We start from the raw sequence: 22,695 nt of genomic DNA, 5'->3' as shown, positions 1-22,695 counted from the left end.
GGACTCGGGCGACGTGCCACGAAGCGGGGCAAAGACTCGCATACTGGACGCCTCACGAATGGAGGTCGCAGATGGCTCAGCATGCAATTACCGCGGTTCACTACGCGGGCGGCAAGATCGATCGCGTCGCCGTTCACACGGTGATAGACAAGGAATTCGGATCGCACGGTCTTTCGCTGGGGCCGGCGCAGCGCGTCAGCATTGCCGACTGCGCCAACCTGCTGGCCCTGGGCGAAGAAGTGTGCATCCTGCGGCGCACCGAAAGCCACAGCTGGGAGATCGTGTGTGACGTCATCCCCACGGGCGGTGGCGCCGGCATCGTGGGTGTCGACATCGTTGGTCAGCCCAACGATGCCCTGGACAAGCTGCCCAGCTGGGACTAGTACAGCACCACGCCGCGGATCGACTCGCCGCGCTTCATCAGGTCGAAGCCCTTGTTGATGTCTTCCAGCGGCATCGTGTGGGTGATCAGGTCGTCGATGTTGATCTTGTTCTCCATGTACCAGTCGACGATCTTCGGCACGTCGGTGCGGCCACGCGCGCCACCGAAGGCCGAGCCTTCCCACTTGCGGCCGGTCACCAGCTGGAAGGGCCGCGTGCTGATCTCAGCGCCCGCTTCCGCCACGCCGATGATGATGCTGCGGCCCCAGCCCTTGTGCGTGCATTCCAGCGCCTGGCGCATCACCTTCGTGTTGCCGATGCACTCGAAGCTGTAGTCCGCGCCGCCGTCGGTCAGCTGCACGATGGCATCGACCACGTTTTCGGTGTCCTTGGGGTTGATGAAGTGCGTCATGCCGAATTTGCGTGCCATCTCCTCGCGGGCCGGATTCAGGTCGACGCCAATGATCTTGTCCGCGCCGACCATCTTCGCGCCCTGGATCACGTTCAGGCCGATGCCGCCCAGGCCGAACACGACCACGTTGGCGCCGGCTTCCACCTTGGCGGTGAAGATCACAGCGCCGATGCCGGTCGTCACGCCGCAGCCGATGTAGCAGACCTTGTCGAAAGGCGCGTCTTCGCGGATCTTGGCCAGCGAGATTTCGGGCGCGACTGTGTAGTTGCTGAAGGTCGACGTGCCCATGTAGTGGAAGATCGGCTTGCCATCCAGGCTGAAGCGGCTGCTGCCATCGGGCATCAGGCCCTTGCCCTGCGTGCCGCGGATCAGCTGGCACAGATTGGTCTTGCGACTGAGGCAGAACTTGCACTGGCGGCATTCCGGTGTGTAGAGCGGAATGACGTGGTCGCCTTTCTTCAGCGTCGTCACGCCCGGGCCGACGTCCACCACGATGCCCGCGCCCTCATGCCCGAGGATGGCCGGAAAGATGCCTTCCGGATCCGCGCCCGAGAGCGTGTAGTAGTCGGTGTGGCAGATGCCGGTGGCCTTGATCTCGACCAGCACTTCGCCCAAGCGCGGACCCTCCAGATCGACGGTTTCGATGGTCAACGGCGAGGCGGATTTCCAGGCAACGGCGGCGCGGGTTTTCATAGGGTCTTCTCAGGTAGTTGGTTCGAAGGTGCGGCGACTATATGACGACGCGCCGAAGCTGAATGCGGCATCGGCCTACAAAGGTGCGTGGCCAAAATCGCCAAACTTTTGTTTCTAAATGTGTCTTTCTCCACGGACAACAAATGGGCTCGGTGGCAGCATCGAAATGTGAGCGCTCAATTTCACCCGCTTGATGACTATTTCTGACCGCGCACTGCTGGAACGCGCCTTGATCGGCATGGAAGAGGTCATGGCCAGGTTGGGCACGCCCGAGGGCGCCAGCCTGCCGACCGGAACGCCCGCGCATGGGGCGACGACCCTGTGCCTGACCGCCGCCATGGCGCTGGTCGATGTCGCGCAGGCGCTGCTGCGCGATCCGGCGGCGTTGCCTGCGGACGGGCAAACGGCGGATTGGCAGACGATCATCGGCCACACCAAGAACGCGAGCCGCACCGCACACCAAGCGGTCCTGCTGCTCGCCGCGCAACGCAACTTTTCAGCGGCACGCGGCGCCATCACGGTCGCCGCGGACGGCGGCGCGGCAGCCTGATGGCGCTGGTCTGTCCGTCCTGCGGGACCGAGAACCGTTCGGTCGCCAAGTTCTGCATCGAATGCATCGGCGCGCTGCCGACCACGTTTGCGCCGACGGAAGTGGCACCGCTGCTGCATGCGCCGGTCGCCGCGGGCCGCGATGGCATGCCGTCCGCCTTGATGGCGTTTGCGGCGAATGCGCCGATGCCCGCCAGGGCGGCGACTGCGGCGGCGGATCCTGTCCCTTCAAGGCCTTCGGCCGTGCAATCACTGGAGTCGCCCCTGCCGATGGCTGTCGACTCCCGCAAAGGCTTGTGGGTGAGTGCGGCAGCCTTTGCCATCGCGCTGGTCGTCGGTGCGGCGGGATGGATGATTGCGGGGGCGGGGAGTTGGTACATCTACTCCTCTGGCGGAAATGTGGAGGAAGCGGCGGCATCGGTGCCAAAAGCGACGGAGGTTCCGGCAACTCAAGCGTCTCACGTGCCTCAAGGACCACAGGCGCCAGAGGCGTCCGTTGCGACGGCAGTGCCTGCGCCTGCGGTCGCGCAGGTTACGTCGCCCACCGTTGCAGGAGTCGCCGCGGCCGCACCGCTTGCTGCGCCAGCCTTGGCCGCTCCGCCTCCCGCACCATCGCTCCCAGCGCGGGCCGAGGCAAGAGCGACGGACGTCTCGCCTGTCGCGGCAGTACCCACCCAGCCGCACAAGTCAGTGGCGACAGCGAAAGCGTCGGCGCCAGCAGACTTCGCGCTGGCGAAGTGCGACAAGCTGACTTTCATTTCCGCGTCGCGCTGCAAGGTCGAGCAGTGCAGCAAGCCGCAGTTTCGGGCTCGCGCCGAGTGCGGCCCGGTGCTGGCGCAACAGCGGCTGATCGAACAAAAGCGCAATCCGTCGATGTTCAACTGAAAGGGTCAACCCCTAAAAAGCGCGATCATCGATCAGTGGGGTTCATTCAGCGTTCGGCCGCATCGCAGGCTGGCTGGCGGCAGGGCAGCGTGACTCGTACAGTGGCGAATCCTTTCAACCCACCCCACCGAGAGCGCGCAAACATGATCAGCGGCAAGACCACCCTCATCGCCCACATTGGCTACCCGACGGAGTCCTTCAAGGCGCCGATGATCTACAACCCGTGGTTCGACAAGCACGGCATCGACGCGGTCGTGATGCCGATGGGCGTCAAGCCCGAGGACTTCCCGACCACGCTCAAGGCCATCGGCCGCATGACCAACCTGCGCGGCGCGCTGGTCACCATGCCGCACAAGGTGACGACGATGAGCCTGGTCGACGAGGTGACGCCCACGGCCCTCATCGCGGGTGCCTGCAACGCGATCCTCAAGCGGCCCGACGGCACGCTGCTGGGCGACCAGTTCGATGGCGCAGGCTTCGTGCGCGGGGTTGAACGCAAGGGTCGCGCGCTCAAGGGAACGCGCGTGCTGGTGTCCGGCACGGGCGGCGTGGGCTCGGCGATTGCAGCGTCGCTCGCCGCGGCGGGCGTGGCGGAACTCGCGCTCTTCGACATGAGCGCCGCGTCGGCCGACGCACTGGCGGGCCGCTTGCGCGAGCATTATCCGCAGCTCATCGTGAAGACGGGCTCCAAGGACCCGGCCGGCTTTGACGTCGTGGTCAACGCCACGCCGCTGGGCATGAAGGAGGGCGATCCGCTGCCTTTCGATGTGGACCGCATCGCACCAGGCACCTTCGTGGGCGAGGTCGTCATGAAGTCCGAATACACGCCGCTGCTGCGCGCCGCCAAGGACAAGGGCTGCGACGTGCAGGTAGGCACCGACATGCTGTTCGAGATGATCCCGGCGTACCTTGAATTCTTCGGCTACGGTACGACGACGGCCGAGGAGTTGCGCTCGGTCGCCCAGCTTCAATACTGAACCCGACAATCAAACAGACCATGAAAAAAATCCTCATCCTCAACGGCCCCAACCTCAACCTGCTTGGCACACGCGAACCGGCGACCTATGGCCACGAGACGCTGGCCGATGTCGAGACACTGTGCAAGGAGACTGGCGCAAAGCTCGGCGTGGATGTGGAGTGCCGCCAGTCCAATCACGAGGGCCTGCTCATCGACTGGATCCATGAGGCCGGCCGCGAGATCGCCGCGGGCAACATGCTGGGCGTGGTGATGAATCCCGGCGCCTACACCCACACATCGATTGCCCTGCACGACGCGATCAAGGGTGCGAGCGTCACGCTGATCGAGTTGCACATCTCGAACGTGCATGCGCGTGAGTCGTTCCGGCATCACTCGTACATCTCGCCGGCTGCGAGAGGGGTGATCGTGGGGTTGGGGGTGCAGGGTTATGCGGTTGCGATGGAGGCGCTGGCGCGCGTGGCGAAGTGATTTTCTGCCTCCGGCGGGGAGGTGCACGCGGCGCTCGCTGTGGCAACGTCGATGCCCCCATCCCGACCTTCCCCCGGAGGGGGAAGGAGCAAGAACTTCAGTGCGGGGCGGCGGCCTTGTAGCGGGTGATGTGGCCCTTGCTGTCGACGCTTTCCAGATGCACGTCGAAGCCCCAGAGCCGCGCGACGTGCTTCAGCACCTCGCTTGCGTCGTCGTGCAGCGGCCGGTCGTTGTGCTGCGTATGCCGCAGGGTGAGCGAACGGTCGCCGCGCAGGTTCACGCTCCACACCTGGATGTTTGGCTCGCGATGGTTCAGGTCGTACTGGCGCGACAGCGATTCACGCAGTTGGCGATAGCCGCTGTCGTCGTGAATGGCGGAGACTTCCAGCTCGGATTCGTCTTCCTTGTCGCTGATGGCAAACAGGCGGAAATCGCGCATCAGTTTCGGTGAGAGGAACTGGCCAATGAAGCTCTCGTCCTTGAAGTTGCGCATCGCATAGTCCAGCGAGGTGAGCCAGTCGGTGCCCGCAAGGTCGGGGAACCAGCGCTTGTCTTCCTCGGTCGGCTTTTCGCAAATGCGCCGCAAGTCGGTGTACATCGCGAAACCAAGCGCATAGGGGTTGATGCCGCTGTAGGCGCGGTGACCAATGGGCGGCTGGTACACCACGTTGGTGTGCGACTGCAGCCACTCGATCATGAAGCCGTCCGCCAGCAGGCCTTCGTCATACAGCGTGTTGAGCAGTGTGTAGTGCCAGAAGGTGGCCCAGCCTTCGTTCATGACCTGCGTCTGGCGCTGCGGATAGAAATACTGCGCCACTTTGCGCACGATGCGCACCACTTCACGCTGCCAGGGCTCCAGCAAGGGCGCGTTCTTCTCGATGAAATAGAGCAGGTTTTCCTGCGGCTCGGGCGGGAAGCGCTTGGCGGTTTCCTCGCTGGCGTCTTGGCCCGCGCGACGCGGCAGGGTGCGCCACATGTCGTTGACCTGCTGCTGCATGTAGTGCTCGCGTTCTTCGCGGCGCGTCTGCTCCTGGCTCAACGACAACTTCTGCGGCCTGCGATAGCGGTCGACGCCGTGGTTCATCAGCGCGTGGCAGGAATCGAGCACGTCCTCGACGACGCCCACGCCATGCTTTTCCTCGCACTCGGCGATGTAGTTCCGTGCGTAGACCAGGTAGTCGATGATGGACGACGCATCCGTCCACATCTTGAAGAGGTAGTTGCCCTTGAAGAAGCTGTTGTGCCCATAGGCCGCATGCGCGATCACCAAGGCCTGCATGGCCATGGTGTTCTCTTCCATGAGGTAGGCAATGCACGGATCGGAGTTGATGACGATCTCGTAGGCCAGCCCCATGTGCCCGCGGCGGTAGTTCTTCTCGGTGGAGATGAACTGCTTGCCATACGACCAGTGGCGGTAGATGACCGGCATGCCCACGGAGGCATAGGCATCCATCATCTGCTCTGCCGTGATGATCTCGAGCTGGTTGGCGTAGGTGTCGAGCTTGTAGCCGCGTGCCACCCGTGCGATCTCGCTGTGGTACTGCCCGATCAGGTCGAAGGTCCAGTCCGAGGGACTGGGCAAGGGCTCGCGCGTCCTCGTCTTCACAACATCTTCTGTCATGCCGGCACTCCCTCCTTTTTGAACAGGTCGCGGAACACGGGATAGATGTCCTGCGCATCCGAGACCTTGCGCATGGCAAAGTTCTTGTGGCCTTCGGCGAGCTGGGTGTATTCCTCCCAGAGGTTCTGCTCGGCGTCGGCCACTTGCACGTAGGCGTAGTAGCGAACAAGTGGCAACAATTGCTCGTCGAGCATCTTGCGGCACTGGCCGCTGTCCTGGTGCCAGTTGTCGCCGTCGCTCGCCTGTGCGCCGTAGATGTTCCACTCGTTGCTCGGATAGCGCGCCCGCACGATTTCATGCATGAGCCTAAGAGCGCTCGACACCACCGTGCCGCCGGTTTCGGTGGTGTGGAAGAACTCGTCTTCCGTCACCTCGGTGGCTTGCGTGTGATGGCGGATGAAGACGAGGTCGATCTTTTCGTAGTGCCGCGTCAGGAACAGGTATAGCAGCATGAAGAAGCGCTTGGACATGTCCTTGCGCGCCTCGTCCATGGAGCCCGACACGTCCATCAGGCAGAACATCACGGCCTTGGCCGAGGGCACCGGAATGCGCACGCGGTTGCGGTAGCGCAGGTCGATCGGGTCGATGAAAGGAATGCGCTTGGCGGTCTTGCGCATCTCCGCAATCGCCAGCTCGGTTTCCTTGATCTCGAGCTGCACCAGCGCATCGTCCACGCGCGGATTGCGCAGCAGCTTGAGCAGGTGCATTTCCAGTTCGCGAAGCTCGCGGCGTGGCTCGCCGCCCAGCGCAATGCGCCGTGCCAGCGCGCCGCGCATCGAGCGCACCACGTGCAGGTTGCTCGGCATGCCGTCGCTGGTAAAGCCGGCGCGGTGGCTCTTCCATTCGGGCACTTCGGCCAGCTGGGTGCGAACGAGGTGCGGCAGCGCCAGGTCTTCGAAGAAGACGCGCATGAACTCTTCCTTGGTCAGGCGAAAGACGAAGTCGTCTTCCCCCTCGCCACTGTCGGAAGCCTGCGAGCCGCCGGAACCGCCGCCGCCCCCTTGAGGTCGCTCGATGCGGTCGCCCTTGACGTACTCCTTGTTGCCCGGATGCACGTATTCGCGATTGCCGCCTTCACCGTGGCCGAACACAGGCTCGGACACGTCGTGCCGCGGCAGCGTGACGTCCTCGCCTTGTTCCAGATCGCGGATGCCGCGACCGCTGACGGCGCGCTTGACCGCCTCGCCGATCTGCTCACGATAGCGGCGCAAGAATCGCTCGCGGTTGCCGATGGACTTGTTCTTTCCCGACAACCGGCGATCAATGATCTGCTGCAGCACGGACAAGGACAGTTCTCCTCAGTACGTCTATGAACTCTTGCGAACCCGAAGGTACCACTCGCACAGCAGGCGCACCTGCTTCGATGTGTAGCCCTTCTTGACCATCCGGTTCACGAAATCTTCGTGCTTCTTCAACTCGTCGGCACTGCTCTTCGCGTTGAAGCTGATGACGGGCAGCAGTTCCTCGGTGTTGGAGAACATCTTCTTCTCGATCACCGTGCGAAGCTTTTCGTAGCTTGTCCACAACGGATTCTTGCCCGCATTGCCAGCACGCGCACGCAGCACGAAGTTGACGATCTCGTTGCGGAAGTCCTTCGGGTTGCTGATGCCCGCCGGCTTCTCGATTTTTTCAAGCTCGGTGTTGAGCGATCCGCGGTCGAAGACTTCGCCGGTGTCGGGGTCGCGGTACTCCTGGTCCTGGATCCAGTAGTCCGCGTAGGTCACGTAGCGGTCGAAGATGTTCTGGCCGTATTCCGAATAGCTCTCGAGGTACGCGGTCTGGATTTCCTTGCCGATGAACTCCGCATAGCGCGGCGCCATCAGTTCCTTGATGTAGGAGAGGAATTTCTGTTCCGTCTCCGGCGGGAACTGCTCGCGCTCAATCTGCTGTTCGAGCACATACATCAGGTGCACCGGATTCGCTGCGATTTCAGAGCTGTCGAAGTTGAAGACCTTCGAGATGATCTTGAACGCAAAGCGCGTCGAGACGCCAGCCATGCCTTCGTCCACGCCCGCGTAGTCGCGGTATTCCTGGATCGACTTGGCCTTGGGGTCGGTGTCCTTGAGGTTGTCACCGTCGTACACCAGCATCTTGCTGAAGATGCTCGAGTTCTCGGGCTCCTTCAAACGCGTGAGCACGGAGAACTGCGACATCATCTTCAAGGTGCCTGGTGCACAAGGAGCGTGCACGAGCGATGAATGACGCACCAACTTCTCGTAGATCTTGACCTCTTCCGACACGCGCAGGCAGTAGGGCACCTTCACGATGTAGATGCGGTCGAGGAAAGCCTCGTTGTTCTTGTTGTTGCGGAAAGCCTTCCATTCGCTCTCGTTGCTGTGGGCCAGCACGATGCCGTCGAAGGGAATGGCGCCGAAGCCTTCGGTGCCCTTGTAGTTACCTTCCTGCGTGGCCGTGAGCAACGGGTGCAGCACCTTGATGGGCGCCTTGAACATTTCCACGAACTCCAGCAGGCCCTGGTTGGCCAGGCACAGTCCGCCCGAATACGCATACGCGTCCGGGTCGCTCTGCGCATAGGTCTCGAGCTTGCGGATGTCGATCTTGCCGACCAGCGAGGAGATGTCCTGGTTGTTCTCGTCGCCCGGCTCGGTCTTGGCGACGGCGATCTGTCGCAGCACCGAGGGGTAGCGCTTGACGATCTGGAACTGGCGGATGTCGCCGCCGAATTCCTCGAGCCGCTTCACTGCCCAGGGCGAGAGGATGCGCTGCAGGTAACGGCGCGGAATGCCGTATTCCTTCTCGAGGATCTCGCCATCTTCGGCGTCGCTGAACAGGCCCAGCGGCGATTCATTGACCGGCGAATCCTTCAGCGCATAGAAGGGCACGTGCTCCATGAGCTGCTTGAGCCGCTCGGCGATGGAGCTCTTGCCCCCGCCCACCGGGCCCAGCAGATAGAGGATCTGCTTCTTTTCTTCCAGCCCCTGCGCGGCATGGCGGAAGTACGACACCACCTGCTCGATGGCGTCCTCCATGCCGTAGAACTCCTTGAACGCCGGGTAGAGCTTGATGACCTTGTTGGAGAAGATCCGCGAAAGACGGGGGTCGTTTCGCGTGTCTACCAACTCGGGCTCGCCGATGGCCTGGAGCATGCGTTCGGCCGCGGTGGCGTACGCCGTCGGCTCCCGCTTGCAGATTTCCAGGTACTCCTGGAGCGAAAGAACCTCTTCCCGAGTCCGTTCGTAACGGGCTGCGAAGTTACTGATGACATCCATGTTCACACCTCCAACGAGAGTCAACGGTGGGCGCTGCCCGGACCTTCCTGGCTGCACGCTGCCGCTTCTTCCGCAAGAAATGTGCTCAGCGTCGTTTGCATGCCCCTGGAAAATTCCTCATAAAGCCCAAACCTGCTTGCCAGCATAGACAACAAAACGAAATCAGGGAATTGTTTTTTAAATTAAGAACGGCCCGCCAGTGCAAAAGTTCCTGACAAAACGCGACAGCATTTGAGTGCGATGACAGGGTCCGGAATGTGGGATGACCGGCCGCGCGCACGCCAGACGGTTCCGCAGCGCGCTCCACTGGGAACCGGTACCCGCCAAGGCGCCTCGGCAGAGCATGACTACGGGTTGTGATTAGTCATTTTCATAATCTATAAACAATATATAGATCTATGAAGAAAACTATTTCCTTCAATGAGTGCTGAAGAATTAGACTTGAGAACTGCACTGCAAAAACGTGCGGTGCGTTCAAGCAACAAAATCGGCAGCCGGCAAGGCTGCTTTTTTGTTTTAAGTCGTGACTTACTCCACCTTGCCGATCTTTTGCACTGCTGACGTCATGGTTTTTGCGTCGGCGTCCCAGTAGGTCTGGAAATCGGCGGCGTCGAGGTAGGCGATGGGGCTGCCGGCCTTCTCGATCACCTGCACGACGGCGGGGTCCACGGCGGCTTTGGCCGCTGCTGCGCGCAGTTGCGACACCACTTCCGGCGGCGTGGCCTCGGGCACGAAGAGTCCCGACCACTGGGCGAATTTCACCTTGTAGCCACGCTGTTCGAGGCTGGGCACGTCGGGCAGCGAGGCCAGTGGCTTGTCGCCCCAATGCGCCAGCGCGCGCAGCTTGCCGGCCTGGATCTGCTGCACCACCGTCGAGGGACCGCTCGCAATGGCGTCCACCTGCCCCGCGAGCAGCGCGACGATGGCGGGGCCCGCACCGGTATAGGGAATGTGGGTCATCCGGAAGCCCGCAGCGCCCTTGAGCATTTCCATGGGCACATGCATGGTGCCGTAGTTTCCCGAACTGCCGTAGTTGTAGGTCCCCGGTTTGGTGCGCGCATCCGCAATGAACTCTTCCAGTGTTTTCCACGGCGCGTCCGCGCGCACCACCAGCACGGTCGGGTCGGCGGTGAATCGCGCGATCGGCTTGAACTGGCTCATCTGATAGGCCGGCTTGCGCTCGAGGATGGCATCGGCCTGCGGCAGGATGGAAATCGACGACAGACTCAGCAGCACCGTGTAGCCATCGGCAGGCGCGCGGGCCGCCGCACCGATGCCGACCGAGCCGCCCGCGCCCGCCCGGTTCTCGACGATGACCGGCTGCCTGAGTTCGCGCGACAGCGATTCGGCGACAGGCCGCGCCACTGTGTCCGCCACGCCGCCCGGCGGAAAGGGCACGATCATCGTGATCGGCCGGGTCGGCCAGCCCGATTGCGCGAAGGCGATCGTCACGGCGGCGGCGCTGCAGGCCAGTGCGAGGGCGGTGGCACGCAGCAGGGCGCGGCGTCGTTGTGGGTACATGTGCGTTCGTCTCTTGTTGCGGATGGGGTGTTCAGGCGAAGCGGTTCTCGATGACGCCCAGTCCGTCGATCTCGATGCGCACCACGTCGCCGGCCTTCAGGTAGCGCGGCGGCGTGAAGCCCATGCCCACGCCGGCGGCAGTGCCCGTGGCAATCACATCGCCGGGGTAGAGCGTAATGCCGCGCGAACAGGTTTCGATGAGGCTGGGAATGTCGAAGATCAGGTCGGTGGTGCGCGCGTCCTGCCGCGCCTCGCCGTTGACCCAGCAGCGCACGCAGGTGTCGGTGCCGTCGAGCGCATCGGCCGTGACGATCCATGGGCCCATCGGGCAGAAGGTGTCGAAGGACTTGCCCAGATCCCATTGCTGGTGTCGCATCTGCACGTCGCGCGCCGTCACGTCGTTGACGATGGTGTAGCCGAACACATGCGACATCGCATCGGCGCGTGCAATGTTGCGTCCGACCTTGCCGATGACGACGGCCAGTTCGGCTTCGTAGTCGATCTGCGTGGACACCGCCTCGCCCGGCAACTGCACGTCGTCGTGCGGACCGGTCACGCATTCGGGCACCTTGGTGAACACGATGGGCCAGGTGTCGGTGTTCGGCGCGTTGTTCTTGAACACCGAGGCCGACAGTTCCCTGGCATGCGCGTGGTAATTGCGTCCCACGCAGAAGATGTTGCGCCGGGGCAGCGGCAGCGGTGCTTCCAGCCGCACGTCTTTCAGGGCGATGGGTGCGTACGTGAGCGCCAGCGATTCCGTGCCGGCTGCGCAGTCGTCGATGAGCGTCTGGGCGCCGCGTTGCGATCGGCTTTCATCCCACTGAAAGGGGGCGACAGTGGTGCCGTCGTCCGAGACGATGCCGACATGTCGGCGGCCGCGATGCTGGAAGGTGGCGATGCGCAAGCTGATCTCCTGTTGTCTGCCAAATCCTACCAATGCGGTACCAAAGCGGCAATAAAATATGCGCGTAGTACTTTCAAACTCATCGACCGTGCAAAGTGCCCTGTCCCTTCGGGAGGCCATCCTCGACAACCTGCATTCGCGTGCCTGGCGCGCCGGGCACCGGCTTCCGACCGAGCGCGAACTGAGCGGCCAATACGGGTTGAGCCGATCGACGGTGCGCCGGGTCCTGGCGGATCTCAAGAACAAGGGCCTCATCACGCAAACCGTGGGCAGCGGCACCTATGTGAGCGACCAGGTCGGTGTGGCGCTGGCCCAAATTGCGGGCGGCAGCTCGCCGCTGGCCACCAGTCCCGCCGAGTTGATGAGCGCACGGTTGGTGCTGGAGCCAGCCATCATCGCAATGGTCATCGGCAGCGCCACCGCCGCGGACTTTTCCCGAATGGACGAGTGCTGCGACAAGGGAGAGGCGGCGGCCACCATCGAAGAGTTCGAGCTGTGGGACGGCAAGCTGCACGAAGCCATTGCCGACGCCGCGCACAACAGCTTCATCTCCACCGTGTTCCAGCGCATGAACGAGGTGCGCGCCCAAAGCGAGTGGGGCATGCTGAAGCGCCGCACTGCCACGCCCGAGCGTCGCAGCGCCTACGAGCGCGAGCACCGCGCGCTGGTGGCGGCATTGCGCAACCGCGACAGCGCGCAGGCGGCGCAGCTGTGCCTGGAGCATCTGGTGCATGTTCGGCGCAATTTGCTGGGTTACTGACTAACCCGGACTTGCATTGACCCGTCTTACCGGGCTCGCTATATTGGGCCTGCCTTGCGATCAGGCGAAACCAAACAAGACCAATCAACAAGCTTCTGCGTGGAGACACCGCCTTGAGAGCCGCCCGCCCCGATCGACGAATGCGACGGTGGATGGTCGGCGCGGCGCTGCTGGCCTGCCTGCCATGGGCCGCGGCGCAGGACTATCCGGCGCGGCCGGTGCGCCTTGTCGTTCCCTTCGCCGCCGGCGGACCGGCTGACGTCTACGCGCGCTTCATCGCAACGCGCCTGCAGGAATCGTTGGGGCAGGGCTTCGTCGTGGACAACCGGCCGGGCGCCGGTTCGGTGATTGGCACCGACGCCGTGGCCAAGAGCGCGCCCGACGGCTACACGCTGCTGCTGATGTCCAACGCGCACACGGTCAACGAATCGCTGATCCCCAACAAGCCCTTCCAGTTGATGCGGGACTTTGCGCCCATCGCGCCCATCAATTCGTCGGACCTGTTGCTGGTCACGCGCGCCAACCTGCCGGTCAACAACCTCGGCGAGCTGATCGCCATGGCCAAGGCCAAGCCGGGTTCGCTGAGCTATGCGTCTTCCGGGCCCGGCACGCCGTACCACATGGCCGGCGAACTCTTCAAGGCGATGGCGGGCGTGTCGATCCTGCACATCCCGTATCGCGGCAGCGCCGGCGCGCGCACCGATGTGCTGGGCGGACAGGTCGACATGATGTTCGACGCTGTGACCACCATGGCCGAACAGGTTCGCGCCGGCAAGGTGAAGGCAATGGGGACGACCGGCCTCACGCGCTCCGATGTGCTGCCCAACGTGCCCACCGTGGCCGAAGCCGGCGTTCCGAAATACGAGGCCACCATCTGGCTCGGATTGATGGCGCCCAAGGGCACGCCGGCGCCCATCATCGAGCGCCTCAACGCTGAAATCGGCAAGATTGTGTCGAGCCCCGACGTGGTGCGCGCGTGGCAAGCGCAGGGCGCCACGCCGATGTCGATGAACGTTGCGGACTTCACGCGCTATATGAACGAAGACATCCAGAAGTGGGCGCGCATTGTGAAGATTTCTGGTGCAAAGGCGGATCAATGAGCGCAGTGCCGGGCCGCCCCAAGCAAGCTCGCGCCCCCTCGGGGGGCAGCGAGGACACGAAGTGCCGAGCGTGGGGGTACATGGACACAGTGCCGGGCCGCCCCAAGCAAGCTCGCGCCCCCTCGGGGGGCAGCGAGGACACGAAGTGCCGAGCGTGGGGGTTGCAATGAACATCTTGTGCGCTGGCGCGGCGCAGGGTCTGGTCAAGGCCTTGCAGGGCGTGTTCCTCGAATTCACCGGCGCGCGGGTGGAAGGGCGTTTCGGCGCCGTCGGTGCCATGAAGGAAGCCTTGCTCGCCGGCGAGCCCTGCGACGTGATGATCGTGACCGCGGCGATGGTGCATGCGCTGCAGGCCGAGGGCCACCTGGTGCCGGGCTCGCAAGCGGATCTGGGCTGCGTGCGGACCGGCGTCGCGGTGCCCGACAGCGATCCGAAGCCAGACATCTCGACCCCGGCTGCGCTTCGCACCGCTTTGCTCGATGCATCGGCCATCTACATGCCGGACCCAGAGCGCTCGACGGCCGGCATTCATTTCGCCTCCGTGCTGCGCGACCTGCGCATTGCCGACGCCGTTGCGGAGCGGCTTCACAGTTTTCCGAACGGCGCGACGGCCATGCGCGAGTTGTCGACCAACGCGCCGTCCGGCGCCATCGGCTGCACGCAGATCACCGAGATTCGCTACACCTCGGGGCTTTTGCTTGTCGGCCCGCTGCCACCGGAATTCGAGCTGGCCACTGTCTACACGGCGGCCATCAGCACCCATGCAGAAAACCCGCAGCACGCGCAGCGCTTCGTCGATCTCATCGCCGGGATTCGCACGCGCGTGATGCGCCAACAAGGCGGGTTCGAGGTCACGGCATCCGGCGCCACAGCCGGATAAAAAAAGGCCCCCGAATCGGGAGCCTTCTGGATCAGCTGAAAAATTCCTTGGCCTTGTCGAACCAGCCCTTGTCCGTTGGGCTGTGCTTGTTGCCGCCCTTCTTCAGGGACTCGTCCAGCTCCTTCATCAGCTTGCGCTGGTGCTCGGTGAGCTTGACCGGCGTTTCGACGCGCACGTGGCAATACAGGTCGCCCGGATAGGTCGAGCGCACGCCCTTGATGCCCTTGCCGCGCAGGCGGAACTGCTTGCCGCTTTGGGTGCCATCCGGAATGTCGATGGCGGCTGCACCCTTGAGTGTCGGCACCTCGATCTCGCCGCCCAATGCGGCGGTCGTGATGCTCACCGGCACCACGCAATGCAGGTCGTCGCCATCGCGCTCGAAGATCTCGTGCTTCTTCAAACGGATCTCGATGTACAGGTCGCCGGGCGGCCCGCCGTTGGTACCCGGCTCACCGTTGCCGGTGCTGCGGATGCGCATGCCGTCGTCGATGCCGGCGGGAATCTTCACTTCCAGCGTCTTGTTGTTCTTGATCTTGCCCTGGCCGTGGCAGGTGACGCACGGCTCGGGAATCAGCTTGCCGGTGCCGTGGCAGGTCGGGCAGTTCTGCTGCACGCTGAAGAAGCCCTGGCGCATCTGCACCACGCCTTGGCCGTGGCAGGTCGTGCAGGTGATGGGCTTGGTGCCGGGCTTGGCGCCGCTGCCGTGGCAGGTGGCGCAGTCGTCCCAGCTGGGAATGCGGATCTGGGCGTCCTTGCCGTCGGCCGCTTCTTCCAGCGTGACTTCCATCGCGTAGCTCAGGTCGCTGCCGCGGAACACCTGGCGGCCTCCGCGTCCACGGCCTGCGCCGCCACCGAACACGTCTCCGAAGATGTCGCCGAAGGCTTCCGCGAAACCGCCGAAGCCTTCCGCGCCCGGGCCGCCGCGCATGTTCGGGTCCACGCCCGCGTGGCCGTACTGGTCGTAGGCCGCGCGTTTCTGCCCGTCCGAAAGCATCTCGTAGGCCTCCTTGGCCTCCTTGAACTTCGCTTCCGATTCCTTGGCCGTGTCACCGTGGTTGCGGTCGGGGTGGTGCTTCATCGCAAGCTTGCGATAAGCCTTCTTGATCTCTTCCTCGCTCGCGTTCTTCGGGACGCCGAGGGTTTCGTAGTAGTCGCGTTTGGTGGCCATGATCGGTGGTCAATCGTCGAAATCGGGGGCGGGTCTGAAAACGGAAAAAGGCTGGCCACCCTTTTGCGGTGGTCCAGCCTTGGGTTGGGCAGGGAAATCAGCCCTTCTTCACTTCCTTGACTTCGGCGTCGACCACGTTGTCGTCGGCCGGTGCCGCATTCGCCGCTTCGGGGCCGGCGGTGGCACCCGCAGCGCCTGCCGAGGCCGCCTGGTCGGCGTACATCTTCTCGCCGAGCTTCTGGCTGGCCGTCATCAACGAAGCGGTCTTTTCTTCGATCACGGTCTTGTCTTCACCCTTGAGGGCTTCTTCGACTTCCTTGATCGCCGCTTCGATCTTTTCCTTTTCGCCGGCTTCCAGCTTGTCGCCGTGTTCGCCCAGCGACTTCTTCACGCTGTGCACCATGGCTTCGCCCTGGTTGCGCGCCTGGACGATTTCCAGCTTCTTCTTGTCGTCGGCCGCGTTGAGTTCGGCGTCCTTCACCATCTTCTGGATCTCGTCTTCCGACAGGCCCGTGTTCGCCTTGATGGTGATCTTGTTTTCCTTGCCGGTGCCCTTGTCCTTGGCGCCGACGTGCAGGATGCCGTTGGCGTCGATGTCGAAGCTCACTTCGATCTGCGGCGTGCCGCGCGATGCCGGCGGGATGCCTTCCAGGTTGAACTCGCCCAGCAGCTTGTTGCCCGAGGCGATTTCGCGTTCGCCCTGAAACACCTTGATCGTCACGGCCGGCTGGTTGTCTTCAGCGGTCGAGAAGGTCTGCGCGAACTTGGTCGGGATCGTCGTGTTCTTCGTGATCATCTTGGTCATCACGCCGCCCATCGTCTCGATGCCGAGCGACAGCGGGGTCACGTCCAGCAGCAACACGTCCTTGCGGTCGCCCGACAACACTTGACCCTGAATGGCGGCGCCGACGGCCACGGCTTCATCGGGGTTCACGTCCTTGCGCGGATCGCGGCCGAAGAATTCCTTGACCTTGTCCTGCACCTTGGGCATGCGGGTCATGCCGCCGACCAGAATGACGTCGCTGATGTCGCTCACGCTCACGCCGGCATCCTTGATGGCGGTGCGGCAGGGGGCGATGGTGCGCTCGATCAGTTCGTCGACCAGGCTTTCCAGCTTGGCGCGCGTCAGCTTGATGTTCAGGTGCTTCGGGCCCGATGCATCGGCCGTCACGTACGGCAGGTTGATGTCGGTCTGCGCGCTGTTCGACAGTTCGATCTTGGCCTTTTCAGCGGCTTCCTTCAGGCGCTGCAGGGCAAGCACGTCCTTGCTCAGGTCGACGCCTTGTTCCTTCTTGAACTCGCTGATGATGTAGTCAATGATGCGCTGGTCGAAGTCTTCGCCGCCCAGGAAGGTGTCGCCGTTGGTCGACAGCACTTCGAATTGCTTTTCGCCATCCACGTCGGCAATTTCGATGATCGAGATGTCGAAGGTGCCGCCGCCGAGGTCATACACGGCGATCTTGCGGTCGGCCTTGTCGTGCTTGTCCAGGCCGAAGGCCAGTGCGGCTGCGGTCGGCTCGTTGATGATGCGCTTGACGTCCAGGCCCGCGATGCGGCCGGCGTCCTTGGTGGCTTGGCGCTGGCTGTCGTTGAAGTAGGCCGGCACGGTGATGACGGCTTCGGTCACGGTTTCGCCGAGGTAGTCTTCGGCGGTCTTCTTCATCTTGCGCAGGATTTCGGCGCTGATCTGTTGTGCCGCGAGCTTCTTGCCGCGCACTTCAACCCAGGCGTCGCCGTTGTCGGCCTTGACGATGCTGTAGGGCATCAGGTCGATGTCCTTCTGCACTTCCTTTTCGTCGAACTTGCGGCCGATCAGGCGCTTGACGGCGTAGATCGTGTTCTTGGGGTTGGTGACCGCCTGGCGCTTGGCCGAGGCGCCGACCAGCACTTCGCCGTCTTCCTGGTACGCGACGATGGAAGGGGTGGTGCGCGCGCCTTCCGAGTTTTCGATCACGCGGGTGGTGTTGCCTTCCATGATCGAGACGCACGAGTTCGTGGTGCCGAGGTCGATGCCGATGATTTTGGCCATGTTATTTGCTCCTGGATCAGAAATTGAGTTGTGTTGAACTTGTGGATAACCGCGCTGGAATCAAGGGATGAAGCGGGGATTTCCTGTGGGTTTCTTTTGTGAAACCTGATGTGTATGTCAGGCCGGCGCGCTGACGGTGACCAGCGCCGGGCGCAGCACGCGGTCGGCGATGGTGTAGCCCTTTTGCAGCACACCGACCACGGTGTTGGGTTCCTGGTCGGGCGCGGGCACGACCGAGATGGCCTGGTGCTGGTGCGGATCGAACTTGCTGCCGGCGGCCGGCGCGATCTCGATGACCTTGTTGCGCTCGAGCGCGCTCTTGAGCTGGCGCAGCGTGGCCTCGGCCCCTTCGCGGATCTGCTCGGGCGTGGCGTCGGCGATGGCCAGGCCCGCTTCGAGGCTGTCGGTGACCGGCAGCAGGCTTTCGGCGAAGGCTTCAACCGCGAACTTGCGGGCCTTGCTGATTTCGTCGTCGGCGCGGCGGCGGGCGTTCTGCACGTCGGCCTGCGCGCGCAGGTACTGGTCGGCCAACTCGGCGTTCTTCGACTGCAGCGCGGCGAGTTCGCCCTGGAGCTGGGCCAGTGCTTCGGCGGCCTGCTGGCCTTCGGCTTCATTGGCAGCCAGCGCGGCTTCGAGTTCTTCAGGGGAAGGATCGCCCTGGAGGCTTTGGTTTTGTTCGGGGTTTTGAGCTTCAGACATCATCAGGTAGGTCGGCCAGAAAGTCGGCCAAACGGATGAAAATAAACAATCTCGCCCTAGATAGGGCCGCCAAAGGCCTTTTCAAGGGAAAACACATAAAAAATGCGGCCCGCAGGCCGCACCTTTCAGCTGGCGCCCAAGGCGCCGATCTCAATGGGCGTCGAGCAGCTCGACGTCGAATTTCAGCGTGGCATTCGGGGGAATCACGCCGCCGGCGCCGCGTGCGCCGTAGCCCAGCGATGCCGGGATGATGAGGGTGCGGTGGCCGCCGATCTTCATGCCGGCGACGCCTTCGTCCCAGCCCTTGATGACCTGGCCGGCGCCCAGCGAGAAGGCGAAGGGGTCGTTGCGGTCGCGGCTGGAGTCGAACTTGGCGCCTTGCACGCCGTCGTTGTAGAGCCAGCCCGTGTAGTGCACGTGCACATGCTGGCCGGCCTTGGCCTCGGCACCGCTGCCGACGGTGGTGTCTTCGTATTGCAGGCCGGAAGGGGTGGTGGGCATGCAGGCTCCTTGGTGAGTCGGTTGAAAAAAGAGGGAAGGCGCGGAGTTTAACGAGCCGGCGCGACCGTCTTCTTGACTTGTGTAACTTGCCACTTCGCGGCGAAGGCTTGCAGGTCGGACATGCGCTTGAGCAGGTCCTGCCCGGTAAGCGTCAGGCTGTAGCCCTCGCTGCCATGGTTCACGATGCCCGCTTCGCGCAATTCCTTGATGCGGGTGTTCAGCGTGTTGGGAGTGATGCCGCCCACGCTGTCCTGCAGGAGCCGGAAGGTTTGCGCGTGCCCGTCACGCAGTGCCCAGAGCACGCGCATGGCATAACGTGCTTCAAGCAACGCCAGCAACTGGCTGATGGCCGCGGTTTCCTTCGTGCTCATCGGGCGTGTCTCCTCTGGCTTCTTTTGGGCGTCCCGGCGCATCCGGTGTTGCAGGCCCTTCGCAGGGGCCTTTGGTCGTGTGTGTTCGGTTCGACACAGCGTGCGGCGAATCGGCCGGCGACTATAGCGCAAAAAGCGCTCTGCTACGAGTTTTGTAGCTGCCGGATCAGGCTGGCTGCGGCCTGTGGCGCGGCCGCCTCAGGCGCGGGGAAAGTGACCCATGACTTCGCCAAGACGCACTGGACCTCCCGGCGCCCATGCCGGATTGAAGCTGACGCGCGGCGGCGGAAACAGCATGACGACCGTCGAACCGAGCAGGAAGCGGCCCATCTCCTCGCCCTTGCGCAGCACGATCTGCTGGTCCGCGTAGTGCCACTCGCGCACTTCCTTGGCGCGTGGCGGATTGACCACGCCATGCCACACCGTGGCCATGCTGCCGACGATCGTCGCGCCCACCAGCACCAGCACGAAGGGCCCGCGTGCCGTGTCGAACACGCACACCACGCGCTCGTTGCGCGCAAAGAGGCCCGGCACGCCGCGCGCCGTCGTCGGGTTGACCGAGAAGAGGTCGCCCGGCACGTGAATCATGCGCATCAGCCGCCCGTCGCAGGGCATATGGATGCGGTGGTAGTCGCGCGGACTCAGGTAGAGGTTGGAAAAACTGCCGTTGGCAAACTGCGCCGCCAGCGCGGCGTCGCCGCCCACCAGCGCCGTCGTGGAGAAAGCGTGGCCCTTGGCCTGGTAGATCTGGTCGCCCTCGATGGGGCCGAACTGGCTGATGCCGCCGTCCACCGGCGACACGAGATCGGCGTCGGCAATCGGCCGCACACCCGGCTTGAGCGCGCGGGTAAAGAAGTCGTTGAAGCTGGCGTAGCGCGAGATGTCCGGCTCGGCCGCCTCGTTCATGTCGACGCCGTACTTGGCGACAAAGCGCCGCACGATCCACGTCGTGACGTCTCCACGCTCCTTGCCTGCGACCCATCCGGCAAAAGACGTGAGTGCCTGCTTGGGAATCAGGTATTGCGGAAGGACGGAAAAACGATCGGACAAAACGGCGCGGCCTTTGAGAGGGGGAGCGCGATTCTATCGGGCGGGGCGCTGTGGGACGAGTCGGCCGGCGTCCCGCTTGCGTGAAGCGGCGGGGCGCCGGCAGCCTGTCAGGGCATGTACTGCCCGCCGTTCACCTCGAGGATCTGCCCGGTCACGTAGCCCGACAGCTTGTCGGAAGCCAGGAAGACGAAGGCACCCACGCATTCCTGCGGCTCGCCGATGCGGCCCATCGGAATGGAGGCCCTGAAGCTTTCCATCATCTGCGGGGTCGAGAAGCGGTCCTGGAAGGGCGTCTGGATCACGCCCGGCGCGACGGCATTCACGCGGATGCGGTCGGGCACCAGTTCCTTGGCCAATCCGTGCGTCACCGTGCTCACGAAACCCTTGGAGCCCGCATAAAGAAATGCGCCCGGACCCCCGCCGTTTCGAGCCGCCACCGACGTCACGTTGATGATGTTGCCGCCCCGGCCCTGCGCGCGCATGAGCGGCACCACCTCGCGGCAGAAAGCGACCACCGAGCGTGCGTTGATGTGCAGGATCTCATCGAACATCTCGTCGGTCATCTCCGCAATCGGCGCGCGCTTGACCAGGCTGCCGGCGTTGTTGACCAGCACGTCGATGCTGCCAAGGCGATCGTTCGATTCCTTGACGACGCGGCGGATGGCCGCAGTGTCGCGCACGTCGCCTTGAACGGCGAAAGCTTCGCCACCGGCGGCGACGATGTCCGCAACCACCTTGTTCGCAGCGTCGGCCGAGCTGTTGTAGTGCACCGCCACGCGCATGCCGCGCGCCGCGAAATCGATGGCGACGGCTGCGCCGATGCCCGTGCTGGCGCCGGTGATGAGTGCTGTTTTGCCCTTCAGGTCGTCCATGGGTTTCCTTTGGTCAGGCGGGAGGGTTCAGGTCACGGGTGCGGGATTGAACAGAACCAGCGCGTTGTGCAGCTTCCACTGCTCCGCCCAGGTCTTCTTGCGTCCGCTCGCGACATCGAGCATCAGCTGGAACATCTCCCAGCCCACGTCCTCGATGCTTGCGCTGCCGTCTGCAATGCGTCCGGCGTTGATGTCCATCAGGTCGTGCCAGCGGCGCGCGAGATCGCTGCGCGTGGCCACCTTGATGACGGGCACTTCCGCCAAGCCGTAGGGCGTGCCGCGGCCGGTCGTGAACACGTGCAAGTTCATGCCGGCCGCCAGTTGCAGCGTGCCGCAAATGAAGTCGCTGGCGGGCGTTGCCGCGTAGAGCAGGCCCTTTTGCCGGGCCTTTTCTCCCGGCGGGACCACGCCCGAGATGGCGCTGCTGCCGCTCTTGATGATCGAGCCCATCGCCTTCTCGACGATGTTCGACAGGCCACCCTTCTTGTTGCCCGGCGTCGTGTTGGCGCTGCGGTCGACGCGGCCTTTTTCCAGGTAGTTGTCGTACCAGGCCATCTCGCGAATCATGGCTTGCGCCACCTCGGGCGACGATGCGCGCGAGGTGAGCTGGTCGATGCCGTCGCGCACCTCGGTGACTTCCGAGAACATCACGGTGGCGCCGGCGCGCACCAGCAGGTCGGTGCAAAAGCCCACGGCTGGGTTGGCGGTGACGCCCGAAAAGGCATCGCTGCCGCCGCACTGCACGCCGACCACGAGTTCGCTGGCCGGCACCGTCTCGCGGCGACGGGCGTTCAGGCGCTCCAGATGCTCCTCGGCCTGCGCCATGATCGAATCGATCATCGACATGAAGCCGACGTGCGCGTCGTCCTGCAGGCAGACCACGTCGAGCCGGGCGTCGGCGCTGGAGCCCACGTCGGCCACATTGCGTTCGTCCACCAACGGGAAGCTGCCGGGTGGCAACAGGCGCTCAGGCTGCAGCTTCTCGCAGCCCAGGCTGATCACCATCACTTCGCCGCCAAAGTTGGGGTTGAGGCTGATGTTGCGCAGCGTGCGGATGGGAATGATGGCGTCGGGCGCGTCGATGGCCACACCGCAGCCGTAGCTGTGCGCCAGACCGACCACGTCATCGACGTGGGGGTACTTGGGCAGCAGTTCGGCCTTGATGCGACTCACCGCGAAGTCGGTGACGCCGGCCACGCACTGCACCGTCTGCGTGATGGCCAGGATGTTGCGCGTGCCCACCGAGCCGTCGGCGTTGCGGTAGCCCTCGAAGGTGTAGCCCTCCAGCGGCGGCTGCACGGGCGCCTTCACGGTGGAAATGGGCAGGCCTTCGAGCGAGCGGGCGTCGGGCATGTCGAGCAGGCGCTCGTGCACCCAGCTTCCAGCCGGCAGGTCGCGGTTGGTGCGGCCGATGACCACGTTGTAGCGCAGCACCGGCGAGCCGGCCGGCAGGTCGACCAGCGCCACCTTGTGGCCCTGCGGCACCTTGTCGATCAGCTTGAGGCCCGAGGCAAACACGGTGCCCGCCGGCAAGCCGCCATCGTTGGCCACGATCGCGACGTTGTCGCGTTCGTGCATCGTGATGTAGAGCGGGGCGGAACTGGTGGTCGCAGACATCTGTG

Annotated in this window: 23 protein-coding genes; 8 read left to right on the top strand and 15 right to left on the bottom strand. The window is 63.8% G+C overall.

The annotated features are described in order from the left end of the window. Positions 1-71 precede the first annotated feature (71 nt). On the top strand, positions 72-383 hold the full coding sequence (locus tag QTI66_RS14885; protein WP_286560551.1) for a hypothetical protein: 312 nt from the start codon (positions 72-74) through the stop codon (positions 381-383). On the opposite strand, the gene QTI66_RS14880 is transcribed toward QTI66_RS14885, so the two are convergent. Beyond that, positions 380-1,486: an S-(hydroxymethyl)glutathione dehydrogenase/class III alcohol dehydrogenase gene (locus QTI66_RS14880; RefSeq protein WP_286560550.1), complete on the bottom strand. Its 1,107-nt coding sequence runs from the start codon at positions 1,484-1,486 to the stop codon at positions 380-382. The two genes, QTI66_RS14885 and QTI66_RS14880, sit on opposite strands and share 4 nt — an antisense overlap. Positions 1,487-1,679: 193 nt before the next feature. Between QTI66_RS14880 and QTI66_RS14875 the strand changes: the two genes are divergently transcribed. Beyond that, entirely contained in the window at positions 1,680-2,036 is a 357-nt protein-coding gene (locus QTI66_RS14875; RefSeq protein ID WP_286560549.1) for a hypothetical protein, read from the top strand. Here QTI66_RS14875 and QTI66_RS14870 read toward each other — a convergent pair. Beyond that, entirely contained in the window at positions 2,002-2,415 is a 414-nt protein-coding gene (locus tag QTI66_RS14870) for a hypothetical protein (protein WP_286560548.1), read from the bottom strand. The genes QTI66_RS14875 and QTI66_RS14870 overlap by 35 nt on opposite strands. A gap of 310 nt (positions 2,416-2,725) precedes the next feature. Here QTI66_RS14870 and QTI66_RS14865 point away from each other — a divergent pair, with 310 nt between their 5' ends. The 3 genes from QTI66_RS14865 (at position 2,726) to aroQ (ending at position 4,367) form a co-directional block, all read left to right on the top strand. Beyond that, entirely contained in the window at positions 2,726-2,920 is a 195-nt protein-coding gene (locus tag QTI66_RS14865) for a hypothetical protein (protein WP_286560547.1), read from the top strand. Positions 2,921-3,063: 143 nt separating this feature from the next. Continuing rightward, on the top strand, positions 3,064-3,897 hold the full coding sequence (locus tag QTI66_RS14860; protein ID WP_286560546.1) for a shikimate dehydrogenase family protein: 834 nt from the start codon (positions 3,064-3,066) through the stop codon (positions 3,895-3,897). Between the two features lie 20 nt (positions 3,898-3,917). Then, positions 3,918-4,367, top strand: coding sequence for a type II 3-dehydroquinate dehydratase (gene aroQ / locus QTI66_RS14855; protein ID WP_286560545.1), 450 nt, complete (start codon positions 3,918-3,920; stop codon positions 4,365-4,367). A 97-nt stretch (positions 4,368-4,464) separates the two neighbouring features. Here aroQ and QTI66_RS14850 read toward each other — a convergent pair whose 3' ends face one another. The 5 genes from QTI66_RS14850 to QTI66_RS14830 form a co-directional block, all read right to left on the bottom strand. Further along, a complete protein-coding gene (locus QTI66_RS14850) occupies positions 4,465-5,988 on the bottom strand; it encodes a SpoVR family protein (protein WP_286560544.1) in 1,524 nt (507 codons plus the stop codon). After that, positions 5,985-7,274 (bottom strand): YeaH/YhbH family protein, encoded by a 1,290-nt coding sequence (locus QTI66_RS14845; RefSeq protein WP_286560543.1) that lies wholly within the window; start codon positions 7,272-7,274, stop codon positions 5,985-5,987. Before QTI66_RS14845 ends, QTI66_RS14850 begins: the two co-directional genes overlap by 4 nt. Before the next feature lie 21 nt (positions 7,275-7,295). Further along, positions 7,296-9,218, bottom strand: coding sequence for a PrkA family serine protein kinase (locus QTI66_RS14840; RefSeq protein WP_286560542.1), 1,923 nt, complete (start codon positions 9,216-9,218; stop codon positions 7,296-7,298). A 528-nt stretch (positions 9,219-9,746) separates the two neighbouring features. Next, positions 9,747-10,739, bottom strand: coding sequence for a Bug family tripartite tricarboxylate transporter substrate binding protein (locus QTI66_RS14835; protein WP_286560541.1), 993 nt, complete (start codon positions 10,737-10,739; stop codon positions 9,747-9,749). 31 nt (positions 10,740-10,770) lie between these two features. After that, a complete protein-coding gene (locus QTI66_RS14830; protein ID WP_286560540.1) occupies positions 10,771-11,643 on the bottom strand; it encodes a fumarylacetoacetate hydrolase family protein in 873 nt (290 codons plus the stop codon). 88 nt (positions 11,644-11,731) lie between these two features. On the opposite strand from QTI66_RS14830, the gene QTI66_RS14825 reads away from it, so the two are divergent. The 3 genes from QTI66_RS14825 (at position 11,732) to QTI66_RS14815 (ending at position 14,383) form a co-directional block, all read left to right on the top strand. Beyond that, the gene (locus QTI66_RS14825) at positions 11,732-12,403 is read left to right on the top strand and encodes a FadR/GntR family transcriptional regulator (RefSeq protein WP_286560539.1); all 672 of its coding nucleotides are present in this window, start codon (positions 11,732-11,734) and stop codon (positions 12,401-12,403) included. Between the two features lie 113 nt (positions 12,404-12,516). Then, a complete protein-coding gene (locus QTI66_RS14820) occupies positions 12,517-13,503 on the top strand; it encodes a tripartite tricarboxylate transporter substrate binding protein (protein ID WP_286560537.1) in 987 nt (328 codons plus the stop codon). Positions 13,504-13,669: 166 nt separating this feature from the next. Beyond that, positions 13,670-14,383, top strand: a complete 714-nt coding sequence (locus QTI66_RS14815; RefSeq protein ID WP_286560536.1) for a molybdate ABC transporter substrate-binding protein — start codon at positions 13,670-13,672, stop codon at positions 14,381-14,383. Positions 14,384-14,414: 31 nt separating this feature from the next. On the opposite strand, the gene dnaJ is transcribed toward QTI66_RS14815, so the two are convergent. From dnaJ to garD, 8 genes are all read right to left on the bottom strand, one after another. After that, complete coding sequence (gene dnaJ, locus QTI66_RS14810; protein WP_286560535.1) at positions 14,415-15,551, bottom strand: molecular chaperone DnaJ; 1,137 nt, start codon at positions 15,549-15,551, stop codon at positions 14,415-14,417. Between the two features lie 97 nt (positions 15,552-15,648). Continuing rightward, positions 15,649-17,580, bottom strand: a complete 1,932-nt coding sequence (dnaK, locus tag QTI66_RS14805) for a molecular chaperone DnaK (RefSeq protein ID WP_286560534.1) — start codon at positions 17,578-17,580, stop codon at positions 15,649-15,651. Between the two features lie 117 nt (positions 17,581-17,697). After that, a complete protein-coding gene (grpE, locus tag QTI66_RS14800; RefSeq protein ID WP_286560883.1) occupies positions 17,698-18,279 on the bottom strand; it encodes a nucleotide exchange factor GrpE in 582 nt (193 codons plus the stop codon). A gap of 150 nt (positions 18,280-18,429) precedes the next feature. Beyond that, positions 18,430-18,780, bottom strand: coding sequence for an FKBP-type peptidyl-prolyl cis-trans isomerase (locus tag QTI66_RS14795; RefSeq protein WP_286560533.1), 351 nt, complete (start codon positions 18,778-18,780; stop codon positions 18,430-18,432). Between the two features lie 47 nt (positions 18,781-18,827). Continuing rightward, complete coding sequence (locus QTI66_RS14790; RefSeq protein WP_286560532.1) at positions 18,828-19,151, bottom strand: winged helix-turn-helix transcriptional regulator; 324 nt, start codon at positions 19,149-19,151, stop codon at positions 18,828-18,830. 198 nt (positions 19,152-19,349) lie between these two features. Beyond that, positions 19,350-20,201, bottom strand: a complete 852-nt coding sequence (gene asd, locus QTI66_RS14785) for an archaetidylserine decarboxylase (RefSeq protein ID WP_286560530.1) — start codon at positions 20,199-20,201, stop codon at positions 19,350-19,352. 107 nt (positions 20,202-20,308) lie between these two features. Then, positions 20,309-21,073, bottom strand: a complete 765-nt coding sequence (locus QTI66_RS14780) for an SDR family NAD(P)-dependent oxidoreductase (protein WP_286560529.1) — start codon at positions 21,071-21,073, stop codon at positions 20,309-20,311. Between the two features lie 27 nt (positions 21,074-21,100). Continuing rightward, entirely contained in the window at positions 21,101-22,690 is a 1,590-nt protein-coding gene (garD, locus tag QTI66_RS14775; RefSeq protein ID WP_286560528.1) for a galactarate dehydratase, read from the bottom strand. Positions 22,691-22,695 lie beyond the last annotated feature (5 nt).

Origin of the sequence: Variovorax brevis (genome assembly GCF_030317105.1) — a bacterium.
GTDB classification, from domain to species: Bacteria; Pseudomonadota; Gammaproteobacteria; order Burkholderiales; family Burkholderiaceae_C; genus Variovorax; species Variovorax brevis.
This window is presented reverse-complemented; position numbering and strand designations above follow the sequence as displayed.